Raw genomic sequence first — 12267 nt, forward strand, 5'->3', positions numbered from 1 at the left:
ATGGTCCAACCCCGCCCATCAGCTCGGCCAGCGCCGGGCACCAGATACGGACGGGATCGACATGGCGACCGGAAGCGCGAAGTGGGTCTACGCCTTCGGCGACGGCAAGGCGGAGGGCAAGTCGCAGATGCGCGACCTGCTCGGTGGCAAGGGCGCCAACCTCGCCGAGATGTGCAATCTCGGCCTGCCGGTTCCACCCGGCTTCACCATCACCACCGAAGTCTGCACCTACTACTACGATCACGGGAAGTCCTACCCGCCGGAGTTGAAGGATCAGATCGCCGCCGCGCTCGCCCAGATCGGCACGCTCACCGGCCGCAAGTTCGGCGATGCCACGAATCCCCTCCTCGTCTCGGTCCGCTCGGGCGCCCGGGCGTCGATGCCCGGCATGATGGACACGGTCCTGAACCTCGGGCTCAACGATGAGACCGTGCTGGCGCTGGCCAAGGAGGCCGAAGACGAGCGCTTCGCCTTCGATTCCTACCGTCGCTTCATCACCATGTATTCGAACGTGGTGCTGGGCGTTGAGCACCACGCCTTCGAGGAGGCGCTGGAGCAGTACAAGGAAGCCAAGGGCTTCGAGCTGGACACCGAGCTCAGCGCCGCGGACTGGAAGACGCTCATCCAGACCTACAAGAAGATCGTGCGCGACGAGCACGGATCCGACTTCCCGCAGGTCGCGGACGACCAGCTCTGGGGCGCGATCAGCGCCGTATTCAATTCCTGGATGATTCCCCGTGCCAAGAAGTACCGGGAGCTGAACAACATTCCGGAGAGCTGGGGCACGGCCGTCAATGTGCAGGCCATGGTGTTCGGCAACATGGGCGACACGTCGGCCACCGGCGTCGCCTTCACCCGCAATCCGTCCACCGGCGAGAAGGCGCTCTACGGCGAGTTCCTGATCAACGCGCAGGGCGAGGACGTGGTCGCGGGTATCCGCACGCCGCAGAACATCACCGAGAAAGCCCGGATCGAGGCCGAGAGCGACAAGCCTTCCATGGAGAAGGCCATGCCCGAGAGCTTCGCGGAACTGACCCGGATCTACGGGATCCTGGAGTCGCACTACCGCGACATGCAGGACATGGAATTCACCATCGAGAAGGGGAAGCTCTGGATGCTCCAGACCCGCAACGGCAAGCGCACGGCGAAGGCCGCCCTGCGCATTGCCGTGGATCTGGCGGGCGAGGGGCTGATCTCCCGTGAAGAGGCGATCGGCCGGGTCGAGCCCGGGGCGCTCGACCAGCTCCTGCATCCGACCATCGACCCGAAGGCGGACCGCAAGGTCATCGCCTCGGGCCTGCCGGCCTCGCCCGGCGCGGCGACCGGCGAGATCGTGTTCAGCTCCGAGGACGCGGAGGCGCATCGCAAGGCGGAGCGCAAGTGCATCCTGGTGCGGATCGAGACCTCGCCCGAGGACATCCACGGCATGCACGCCGCCGAGGGCATCCTGACCACCCGGGGCGGCATGACGAGCCACGCGGCCGTGGTCGCCCGCGGCATGGGCAAGCCCTGCGTCTCCGGCGTCGGCTCCATCCGGATCGACTACAAGGCGCAGACCCTGACGGTCGGCGGCAACACGCTCAAGGCCGGCGACAAGATCACCATCGACGGGTCCACCGGACAGGTGATCCAGGGCGAGGTGAAAATGCTGGAGCCCGAGCTGTCGGGTGACTTCGCCACCCTGATGGAATGGGCCGACGCCTTCCGCGGCATGAAGGTGCGGGCGAACGCCGATACGCCGACGGATGCGCGCACGGCGCGCAACTTCGGCGCGGAGGGCATCGGCCTCTGCCGTACGGAGCACATGTTCTTCGAGGGCGACCGCATCATCGCGGTGCGCGAAATGATCCTGGCAGACGACGCCGAGGGCCGCCGTGCGGCACTCGCGAAGATCCTGCCCTATCAGCGCCAGGACTTCCTCGAGCTGTTCACGATCATGTCCGGGCTGCCGGTCACGATCCGTCTGCTCGACCCGCCGCTCCACGAGTTCCTGCCGCATACCGATGCCGAGGTCGCCGAGGTCGTGAAGGCGACCGGGGTCTCCGAGGAGAAGATCCGGCACCGGATGCGGGAGCTGTCCGAGCACAACCCGATGCTCGGCTTCCGCGGCTGCCGGCTCGCCATCGCCTTCCCGGAGATCGCCGAGATGCAGGCCCGGGCGATCTTCGAGGCGGCCGTCCAGGCCGCCGCCGATACCGGTAGCCCGGTCACGCCCGAGGTGATGGTGCCGCTGGTGTTCACGCGCGCCGAGTTCGACATCGTGAAGGCGCGCATCGACGCGATGGCGAAGGCTGTCGCCGAGGAGAAGGGCGCGACCCTCGACTATCAGGTCGGCACGATGATCGAGCTGCCGCGCGCGGCGCTCAAGGCCGGCGAGATCGCCGAGACGGCCGAGTTCTTCTCCTTCGGGACGAACGACCTGACGCAGACGGCCTTGGGCATCTCCCGCGACGACGCGGCGACCTTCCTGGGCCCGTACACCCAGAAGGGCATCCTGCCGGCCGATCCGTTCATCACCATCGACCAGGAAGGCGTGGGCGAACTGGTGCGCATCGGCGTCGAGCGCGGCCGCAAGACCCGGCCGAACATCAAGCTCGGCATCTGCGGCGAGCACGGCGGCGATCCGGCCTCGATCGGCTTCTGCCAGGAGGTCGGCCTCGATTACGTGTCCTGCTCGCCCTACCGGGTGCCGATCGCCCGGCTCGCGGCCGCCCAGGCGGCGCTGGGCAAGGTCTCGGGCAAGGAAGGCTGAACGCGCGCCGGAGGCCGCCGCGCGGCGGCCTCCGGATGGCGATCAACCATCCGAATGAAGACCAGTGGAAAAACCTCGCCTTTCGGTTGAACTCGACTCTTTGTGAGGCGTTCTTTCGTTGAACGAGGCGGTCTGGCGTGCGCCTATTCGGCCTGCGTCGGGTCAACGTCGCCCGTCAGAATCGGCCGTCAAGATGTCTCACAGCCCATCGCCGCTGTGCCTCACCGGGACCGATGCGGCCGCGTCAGTGCCGCGCGCGGCCGTCCGTGCGTATCTCGCCCTGGTCGGCGGCCTGGGCGGCTTGGTGACCGCCGTGATGCTGATGATGTCGATCGCGGCCAACAGCGGCGGCGAAGCCGAACGCATCGCCGGGACGCAGGACGACAGCTACGCGGCAACGCTGGTCGGCGCCTTGGCGGTCAACCTGTCCAAGCCCCTGCGCTGAGTCGAACGGGCGCTCTGGCCGCCCCGCACGAGCCGTCCGACGCGGACGGGCAGGCGAAGTGCACCTCCCCGTCAGACCGACCCCTCGATCAGCGTGCTCCGGGCAAGGCGCGGGCAGCGGAGCCGGTAAACCGGGTTGTCAGGTCATCGCCCGGACTGCGCGTGCTGAACCGCGTCGTGACGCGGTCCGGAACCACAGCGACGACCGAGTCGGGCGCTGCACCGCGGAGACGCGTGGCAGCCACATGCACGGGAACAGCGCGGCTCGCCGGCGTCGCAACGGGACCGGCGGACACGGAATCGAACAGGGCGCGCAGCTGGGCCTTCGCGTCCGCGTCCGGAGCCACGAGCGAACGCGGACGAACCGGGTCCGGCGCCGTGGGCTTGCCGAGGGCGCGAATCTCGCTCGCGGACGGAAGATTGGCCATCCCGCGCTCGAGCGCCGCGAATTGCACCGGGCGCGGTGGCGGAAGCGGCATGTTCAGGCTCGCGACCGCGGCTGCGAGGTCCGAGGGACGCCGCGGCGGCAGCGGCGTCGTGACCGCCGGCATGGCCTCGTCGGCGGGCGCGGTTTGATCGGCCGTCAGAAGCGACTTGGCATCGGACGGCTTGATCTCCGCGCTCTTCGCCTGAGCCCGCGCCGCCAGCGAACCGCGCAGCGCGTCGTCGGTGGCGGGGGCCGCATAGGCGAGGGCCGTCCGTGCGCCCACCGGATCCTGCGGATCGGCGCTCGCCACGGCGACGACGGGGGCGCGCCGTCCCTTCTTCTCGACCGCCACCGGCGGCGGTGCCGGAGCGGGCTCGGGGCTGGATCGACCGCCGCCGAACAGACTCGCCAGGAAGCCGAACAGGCCGGGACCGTCTTCTTCCTCGCCGCCGGCCATCTGGGTCGTGATCCCCGCGACGGTACCGCCGCGGGCCAGGATCTCGGCCTTGGCTTCCTCGTAGCGCGGGAAGGGACGGTTGTCGCTCGGGAGCAGCACGGTCTTGCCGTCGGGGAAGAGCCGGGCGAGCTGATCGTGGGTCATCCGCGGCCACATCCGCACGGAACCGACATCGAGATGCACGAAGGGCGTTCCGGCATGCGGATACCAGCCGACGCCGCCCCGCTGCATCTGGAGCCCGACCTCGCGGATCCGGTCGATCGAGACGTCCGGCACGAAGAAGTCCATCGCCTTGCCGAGCATGTGCTGGCTGTACTCGGCCACCATCTTGGAGCGGCGGCGAAGCATCGCGTTGGTGCCGGGGGACCGATAGGCCGAGACGATGTGGATCGGCTGCGACGAGCCGACCTGGCGATAGGCCTCCCAGACCGTATCGAACAGCCGCGGATCCATCTTGGTGGGCTCGTTGATCCGCCAGTCGCGGAGCAGCCAGTTCAGCTGATCGAGGGCCGCGCGGTCGTAGCGGCCATCGCGCTTGAACGTGACGGTCGCGCTTTCCTGCGTGTGCGTGTGGTAGATGGTCAGCGAGCGGGTGTCGCCGTTGGCCACCGCGTCCTCGGTTTCGGCCGTCCCGACCAGCACTCCGAGCACGAGGCCGGACAAGCCGAGGGCGAGATGACGGAGGGGACGCGGGAGACTGGGCACGACGGTCCTGATCCTCTCCCGAAACCCTCGCCCGAACGCATCTCAGCCCGGGCTGTCGGTCGAAACGGCTAAGGCTCGACCGTGGCGAAATCGTGCCCGGCTGTGCGTCTGCGCACGCGAAAGTTGCGGGTTCCGCGGGTGGCCTACCACCACCCGCGCGGCGCCGATTGCTGCGGCGCAGGCGTCCAGAGCCCGGGCTCGCCGTATTCCGGCGCGCTGTCGGCCCGAGCGGCGCGGCGCAGGGACCGGCGCCGCGTGTCCGCGTCCTCGTAGCGCCCTTCGGGCCACGCCTCGGCATTGGCCACCGGGCGCTCGGGCGCGCGGCGATGGACCGTCCGCGCCACGGTCGGCTTCGGGGCGGGCTCGGCCTTGCGCCGCGGCGGCTCGTCCGGCAGCCGGGCGATCGCCGGTCCGCCGCCGCCGGGCAGCCCGAGGGCCGCGCGCATCGGCGCGTCGTAGCCGTAAAGGTCCGGCAAGGTACGGTAGGTGCCGCCATCGTCCACGAAGGCGGTGAAGTAGGCGAGATGGACCGGCAGCTTCTCCGGCAGCCGGATCGTCCGCTCGCCCTTGCCGATCAGCTTCTTCAACCTGTCCTGAGACCAGTCCGGCAGCACCGCGTCGGCAAGGCGGAACGGGTCGTCGACGCGCACGCAGCCGTGGCTGAAATCCCGCTTCGAGGCTGAGAACAGCGAGCGGTTGGGCGTATCGTGCAGGTAGACCGCGTGCTGGTTCGGGAACATGAACTTGATGAAGCCGAGCGCATTGCGCTCGCCGGGGGGCTGGCGGAGCGAGATGTGCCCCCCGCGGCGGACGACCTCGTAGCCCCCCCAGGTCTTGCCACCGTAGCCGGCGAGCTTCGGCGCCATCGTCTTCAGGATCGAGGGCGGCACGTACCAGGACGGGTTGACGACCGCGTATTCCATCAGCCCCGAGAACAGGGGCGTCCGCGATTCCGGCTTGCCGACGATGACCCGCGCCTCATCGCGCAGGACGCCGCCCCGGTAGGCGCGCAGGCGGTATTCCGGGACGTTGACCAGGATGTAGTCGGATCCCAGATCGCCGGGAAGCCACCGCCACCGCTCCATGTTGACGATGAGTTCGGCCTCGCCCCCCGTCGGGCGTGCGGCGCGACCGGCATCGGCCAGGGCCAGGACCGTCTGGACGTTCAGGACCCCGTTGCCCGGCAGCCCGCGGCCGCGCTGGAACTTCGCGACCGCGTCGGCGACGACGGTATCGTACTCGTCCGGCTCGCCGGGGGGCTTGTCGAACGTTCCGGCCGGGCGGCTCTCGAGATTGAAATGCGTCCGGAGCAGCGGCACGCGGGCATCGCGCATGCCGACGCGCAGGGCCGGCCCGGCCGGAAGACGCAGCGGCTTCACGGCGGTCGGCACGGGACCGCGCAGGGCGGCGAGACGCGCCTTGAGGGCGAGATAGCCGGGCGTCGCCGGATTGTAGCCCTGGAGCGCCTCGCCGGCCTTCGCGCCGGCCTCATCGAGCTTCGCCAGCACCGCGTCCCCGGCGGGAAGATCGAGATGCGGCGTGATCAGCCGCGAGATCGAGGCCAGGTTGACGCGGCCGCCACGGGCGTCCCGGGCATAGAGCACGGCCGCCGCGGACAGGCGGAGATCGGCATCGGCGAGCGCCTTCTCGTCCGGCTTATCGGGCAGCGACGGGACCGTGTAGGCACGCGAGTCGAGACCGTCCTCGGCGGCAGCCGCCAGCCGGGCCGACACCGCCTTTGCGGCCTCGGTCCACGCCCCTCCGGAGATCCAGAGCGGCTTGTAGGTGCGGGCTTCATAGAAGCTCCGGATCGCGTCGCCATCCTTGCCGGTCAGACGGAGTAGAAGGGGGGCGGGATCCGCGAAGCGGGCGAAGACCGCAGCACCGAGCGGATCCGTCGGGGCGACCGGCGCCGTGGCGGCGGGGGCCGGTGCCGGCTCGGCCGCCGGTGCCTCAGGCTTGTAGTCGGGTAGCGCCGTCGTGGCCGGAGCCGAGGGAGCCGCCTGCGCAGGCGGCGCGGCGGCTGGCGATGCCGGGACATCGGCGGAGGGCTGGTCCAGCGAGACGGTCTCCGCACGAAGCGAGGCGGCCGGGGCCAGCGTACCGCAGAGAAGGGCGGCCAGCGCCATGAGGCTGGAGCGCGGGACGCGCATCGTGATCTCCCGGGGTGCGGCGGCAGGACCGCACGCTCAGAGTGTGATTATCCGCGCAAGCGTGGCTTTCAGCAACCGCAGTCGTCGCGAATAGAACCTCTGTCGCGCAGATGAATGTGTCATTTCTAATGCTGCTTAGCTAATGATCTACCAAATCGTCGGTCGATTGCGTGCAGCATCAGGTGAATTTCCCGCACCACCGCGCCGACCGAATGCGGTCGGTGCGTTAGCGCACGCGGCGCTCGATCAGGCCGCGTCCTCGGTCTTCGCGTCGTCCTCCAAGCCCAGATCCTTGAGCTTGCGGTAGAGGGTGGAGCGACCGATGCCGAGGCGACGCGACACCTCCGACATCCGCTGCCGATAGAACTGGAGCGCGAAGCGGATGATCTCCGCCTCCAGGACGTCCATCGGCTTCATCTCGCCGGTCTCCTCGGTCACGAGGGACATGGCGTGAGGGTCGCGCACCTCCACGCGGACGATCTCGCGCACGGGCTCGGGGGCGTAGGCCGGCATCTGCGTCTGAACCGGCAGGGCCGGGATGCGGACGTCGAAGCCTTCCACCTGCGCGGCGATCTGGGGGAATTCGGCCACGGTCAGCTCGTCGCCGTCCGCGAGCACGACAGCGCGGAACAGGGCATTCTCCAGTTGCCGGACATTCCCCGGCCAGGGATAGCGCGTCAGCAGTGCCATCGCCTCCGGCGTGATGGCCCGCACGCGCTTGCCTTCCTCGGCCGAGAACCGCGCGCAGAACGAGCGAACGAGGTCGGGTATGTCCTCGCGGCGCGCCCGTAACGGCGGCAGCGTCATCGGGAAGACGTTCAGGCGATAATAGAGATCCTCGCGAAACTTGCCCTGCTTGACGAGGTCGAGCAGCGATCGGTTGGTGGCGGAGACGAGGCGGATGTCCACCCGCACGGAGCGTTTGCCGCCGACGGGATCCACCTCGCCTTCCTGCAGGGCCCGGAGCAGCTTGACCTGCGCGTCGAGGGGAAGCTCGCCGATCTCGTCGAGGAAGAGCGTACCGCCCGAGGCCTCGACGAACTTGCCGGCATGCTTTTCGGTCGCACCGGTGAACGCGCCCTTCTCGTGACCGAACAGCGTGGATTCCACGAGATTCTCGGGGATCGCCCCGCAATTGACCGTCACGAACGGCTTGCCGCGCCTGTCGCCGGATCCCTGGATCGCCCGGGCCAGCACCTCCTTGCCGACGCCGGACTCGCCCTCGATCAGGACCGGGATATTCGATTTCGCCGCCCGCTCGGCGAGGCGGATCAGCCGCTCCATGTCGGGGCTTTTGGACGTGAGATCCTTGAAGGTCAGCGCCCCGGAGGCCCGGCGGCGCATGCGGCGCACCTCCTCCTCCAGCGTATCGACCCGCAGGGCGTTCTTGATCGAGACCTGCAGCCGCTCGGCACCCGCCGGCTTGACCACGAAGTCCACGGCGCCGGCCCGCATGGCGCCGACCACCGTGTCGATGGAGCCGTTGGAGGTCTGGACGATCACCGGGGTGGCGAGGCCGCTCTTGCGCATCTCGGCCAGCACGCCAAGCCCATCGAGACCCGGCATGACGAGGTCGAGGAGCACGACGTCCGCGCCTTCGGACCGGAGCAGGGCCAGTGCGTCCGCGCCCGTTTCGGCGACCCGGGGCTCGAAGCCGAAGCGGCGCACCGCCGCCTCGGCGAGACGCCGCTGGACCGGATCGTCGTCCACAATGAGCACGGTGGCGGACATGGCGGCTCCCTGAACGGCGCGCGAAGGCCGGGCTCGCGACATGGGCTCAACCCCGTCACGGGCTCCGATTCGGCGACTGTTTCGTTTCGAGCCGTAGGGTGACCCACAGACGTAAAGTGGCGCTTAACGACGTTTGCATCGTGTCGACGACGATCGCGCGGGGCTTCGAACCGACACGCCGCGTTGAACGCGTGGCGGCACGCTCGATATCAGGGTACGGGGCCGCTGCCCTTAGAGAGGATTGCACGACATGATGCCGAGCCACGCCGCATCGCCGGTGACTGTCCGCCTGCCGGAGGGCGTGAGCGCCGCGCGCGCCGCCGCGAAGGCTGCCGACCTCGGCCATCTTCCGGAATGGGATTTGTCGGACCTCTATTCCGGCCTCGATGACCCCAAATTCTCCGGCGACATGACCCGGGCCGAGGAGGAGTGCCGCCGGTTCTCCGAACTCTATGCCGGCCGCATAGCCGAGCTCGCCGCGGGACCGGAGGCGTCCGCCCGACTGGCGGAGGCCGTGCGCACCTACGAGGGGATCGAGGACCTGCTGGGCAAGCTGATGTCCTTCGCGGGTCTCGTCTATTCCGGCGATACTACCGACGAGGCACGGGCCAAGTTCTACGGCGACACGCGCGAGCGCCTGACCAGCGCCTCCGCGGATCTCCTGTTCTTCGCCCTGGAGCTGAACCGCGTCGACGACGCGGCGATGAATGCCGCGATGGCGGAGGGGCCGCTCGCCCACTACGCGCCGTGGATCGAGGACCTGCGCAAGGAGAAGCCGCACCAGCTCGACGACCGGACCGAGAAGCTCTTCCTCGAGAAGTCGGTCACGTCGAACGCCGCCTGGGACCGTCTGTTCAACGAGACGATCGCCTCGCTGCGCTTCACCGTGCAGGGCGAGGAGATGCCTCTGGAGCCGACGCTCAACAAGCTCCAAGATCCGGACGGAGCCGTCCGCAAGGAGGCGGCCGGTGCGATCAGTGAGGTTTTGCGTGGGCAGTTGCGCGTCTTCACGCTGATCACCAACACGCTGGCGAAGGACAAGGAGATCTCCGACCGCTGGCGCGGCTTCAAGGACGTGGCGGACGCGCGCCACCTGTCGAACCGGGTCGAGCCCGAGGTGGTGGAAGCCCTCGTCGACGCCGTACGGGCGGCCTATCCGCGGCTCTCCCACCGCTACTACAAGCTGAAGGCGAAGTGGTTCGGGCAGGAGACGCTGCCCTATTGGGACCGGAACGCGCCTCTTCCGCGGGTCGAGCAGCGGACGATCCCCTGGACGGAGGCCCGTGACACGGTTCTCTCCGCCTACGATGCCTTTTCGCCGGAGATGGCGGGGATCGCGAAGCGCTTCTTCGATGAGCGTTGGATCGACGCGCCGACCCGTCCCGGCAAGGCGCCGGGCGCCTTCGCGCATCCGACCGTGCCGTCGGTGCACCCCTATGTCCTGGTAAACTACCAGGGCAAGCCGCGGGACGTGATGACGCTGGCGCACGAGCTCGGCCACGGCGTCCACCAGGTTCTCGCCGGCCCGAACGGCGCCCTGATGGCGCCGACCCCCCTGACGCTCGCGGAGACCGCCAGCGTGTTCGGGGAGATGCTGACCTTCCGCAGGCTCCTCGCCGCCACCACCGACACGACCCAGCGCCGGGCCATGCTCGCCGCCAAGGTCGAGGACATGATCAACACGGTGGTGCGCCAGATCGCCTTCTACTCTTTCGAGCGGAAGGTGCATCTCGCCCGCGCGAAGGGCGAGCTGACCACCGATCAGATCAATGCCCTGTGGCTGTCCGTGCAGGCCGAGTCGCTCGGTCCGGCCATCACGCTGGATTCCGGCTACGAGCCGTTCTGGGCGTATATCCCCCACTTCATCCATTCGCCGTTCTACGTCTACGCCTACGCGTTCGGCGACTGCCTGGTGAACTCGCTCTATGGCGTCTACGCCCAGGCGGAGGAGGGCTTCGTGGAGCGCTACTTCGCGCTGCTCGCGGCAGGCGGCTCCAAGCCCTACGGCACGTTGCTTGCGCCGTTCGGGCTCGACGCGAAGGATCCGGGCTTCTGGCAGATCGGGCTCGGCATGATCGAAGGGATGATCGCCGAACTGGAAGGCATGGAAGGACAGCCCTGACCGCGACGCCGCGGGGTGCCCCCCGCGGCGCAGGGCCCCACGCCCCTGGTTCACGCGGGGGCGCGGCTTATCTCCGGATCATCACACGACAAGCAGATCGAGAGATGGCCGAGACCGACCGCGAAGCCAACCGCTTCTCCGCCCGTGCCGGGCGCTACGCCAGCGTGGGCGCCAATGTCGGCGGCGTAGCCGCTCGCATGGCCATGGCACGGCTGTTCGGGAAGGAGGGCACGACCAATGCGGCCGCCCTCGCGCAGGCGCTGGGCGGCCTGAAAGGTCCGATCATGAAGGTGGCGCAGTTGCTGGCCACCGTTCCCGACCTCCTGCCCCCCGAATACGCCACCGAGTTGCAGAAGCTCCAGGCCGACGCGCCGCCGATGGGCGCGGCCTTCGTCCGGCGCCGGATGCAGTCGGAACTCGGAGCCGGGTGGCAGAGCCGCTTCGGGAGCTTCGACCTCAAACCCGCAGCCGCCGCCTCGTTGGGCCAAGTGCACCGTGCAACCGCCCAGGATGGTGAACGGCTCGCCTGCAAGCTTCAGTATCCGGACATGCAATCGGCCGTGGAGGCCGACCTGAAGCAGCTGGAAGTCGCCTTCGCGCTGCATCGCCGGATGAACACGTGGCTCGACACCCGCGAGATCGCCAAGGAGATCGGCGCCCGGGTCCGCGAGGAACTCGACTACGAACGTGAGGCCAAGCACGCGGCACTCTACGGGGCCGTGCTGAAGGACATCGCGGCGGTGCGCGTGCCCCGGGTCTTTCCGGACCTCTCCACCAAGCGCCTCCTGACGCTCAGCTGGCTCGACGGAGACAAGATCCTGGGCTTCGCCGACGAGCCGGTGGAGGTGCGCAACCGGATCGCCCAGGCGATGTTCAAGGCGTGGTGGCACCCGTTCAGCCGCGCGGCCGTGATCCACGGCGATCCGCATCTCGGCAATTACACCGTTTTCTCAGAGGGCGGCGAGGCTGCGGGCATCAACCTGCTCGATTACGGCTGCGTCCGCATCTTCCATCCGCGATTCGTGGGCGGTGTCGTGGATCTGTATCGCGGCCTCTTGGAGAACGACGAGGCCCGCATCGTCCACGCCTACGAGGTGTGGGGCTTCAAGGACCTCGACAAGGAGAAGATCGAGATCCTGAACATCTGGGCCCGATTCATCTACGGCCCCCTGCTGGAGGATCGTACCCGCACGGTCGCGGACGGGGTGAAGCCCGGAGAATATGGCCGGCGGCAGGCCTTCCAGGTCCACCAGGCGCTGAAGGAGCGCGGACCCGTCACCGTTCCGCAGGAATTCGTCTTCATGGACCGCGCCGCCGTCGGACTCGGCGCGGTGTTTCTCCACCTCAGGTCGGAACTCAACTACCACCGGTTGTTCGAGGCCGAGATCGAGTATTTCTCGCTGGACGAATTGTCGGATCGCCAGGGCCGGGCCCTCGCCGAGGCGGGATTGCCGGAACCGGTCTGATCGGGATCGA

General features: G+C 68.7%; 7 protein-coding genes. 4 read left to right on the forward strand and 3 right to left on the reverse strand.

Annotated elements, in window-relative coordinates; all coding sequences use genetic code 11:
- The first annotated feature begins 61 nt into the window (after nucleotides 1-61).
- Both ppdK and PQI07_RS18270 read left to right on the forward strand, forming a co-directional pair.
- The gene (gene ppdK / locus PQI07_RS18265) at nucleotides 62-2752 is read left to right on the forward strand and encodes a pyruvate, phosphate dikinase (RefSeq protein WP_043379890.1); all 2691 of its coding nucleotides are present in this window, start codon (nucleotides 62-64) and stop codon (nucleotides 2750-2752) included.
- 193 nt (nucleotides 2753-2945) lie between these two features.
- Nucleotides 2946-3197: a hypothetical protein gene (locus PQI07_RS18270; RefSeq protein WP_274927134.1), complete on the forward strand. Its 252-nt coding sequence runs from the start codon at nucleotides 2946-2948 to the stop codon at nucleotides 3195-3197.
- 88 nt (nucleotides 3198-3285) lie between these two features.
- Here the strand turns inward: PQI07_RS18270 and PQI07_RS18275 are convergent, their stop codons facing one another.
- From PQI07_RS18275 to PQI07_RS18285, 3 genes are all read right to left on the reverse strand, one after another.
- Nucleotides 3286-4785: a peptidoglycan L,D-endopeptidase MepK gene (locus PQI07_RS18275; protein WP_274927135.1), complete on the reverse strand. Its 1500-nt coding sequence runs from the start codon at nucleotides 4783-4785 to the stop codon at nucleotides 3286-3288.
- Nucleotides 4786-4928: 143 nt separating this feature from the next.
- Nucleotides 4929-6938: a L,D-transpeptidase family protein gene (locus PQI07_RS18280; protein WP_274927136.1), complete on the reverse strand. Its 2010-nt coding sequence runs from the start codon at nucleotides 6936-6938 to the stop codon at nucleotides 4929-4931.
- 246 nt (nucleotides 6939-7184) lie between these two features.
- The gene (locus tag PQI07_RS18285) at nucleotides 7185-8669 is read right to left on the reverse strand and encodes a sigma-54-dependent transcriptional regulator (protein ID WP_043357728.1); all 1485 of its coding nucleotides are present in this window, start codon (nucleotides 8667-8669) and stop codon (nucleotides 7185-7187) included.
- A gap of 250 nt (nucleotides 8670-8919) precedes the next feature.
- Here PQI07_RS18285 and PQI07_RS18290 point away from each other — a divergent pair, with 250 nt between their 5' ends.
- Together PQI07_RS18290 and PQI07_RS18295 are read left to right on the forward strand one after the other, a co-directional pair.
- The gene (locus PQI07_RS18290; protein WP_091955064.1) at nucleotides 8920-10791 is read left to right on the forward strand and encodes a M3 family oligoendopeptidase; all 1872 of its coding nucleotides are present in this window, start codon (nucleotides 8920-8922) and stop codon (nucleotides 10789-10791) included.
- A 104-nt stretch (nucleotides 10792-10895) separates the two neighbouring features.
- Nucleotides 10896-12257, forward strand: a complete 1362-nt coding sequence (locus PQI07_RS18295; protein ID WP_274927137.1) for an ABC1 kinase family protein — start codon at nucleotides 10896-10898, stop codon at nucleotides 12255-12257.
- The last annotated feature ends 10 nt before the right edge of the window (nucleotides 12258-12267 follow it).

Origin of the sequence: Methylobacterium sp. 092160098-2 (genome assembly GCF_028920805.1) — a bacterium.
Lineage (GTDB): Bacteria > Pseudomonadota > Alphaproteobacteria > Rhizobiales > Beijerinckiaceae > Methylobacterium > Methylobacterium fujisawaense.

Coding starts and splice junctions, on each gene's coding strand:
- PQI07_RS18290 (WP_091955064.1), top strand. CDS start 8,920: ATGATGCCGAGCCACGCCGCATCGCCGGTGACTGTCCGCCTGCCGGAG.
- PQI07_RS18270 (WP_274927134.1), top strand. CDS start 2,946: ATGTCTCACAGCCCATCGCCGCTGTGCCTCACCGGGACCGATGCGGCC.
- PQI07_RS18280 (WP_274927136.1), bottom strand. CDS start 6,938: ATGCGCGTCCCGCGCTCCAGCCTCATGGCGCTGGCCGCCCTTCTCTGC.
- PQI07_RS18295 (WP_274927137.1), top strand. CDS start 10,896: ATGGCCGAGACCGACCGCGAAGCCAACCGCTTCTCCGCCCGTGCCGGG.
- ppdK (WP_043379890.1), top strand. CDS start 62: ATGGCGACCGGAAGCGCGAAGTGGGTCTACGCCTTCGGCGACGGCAAG.
- PQI07_RS18285 (WP_043357728.1), bottom strand. CDS start 8,669: ATGTCCGCCACCGTGCTCATTGTGGACGACGATCCGGTCCAGCGGCGT.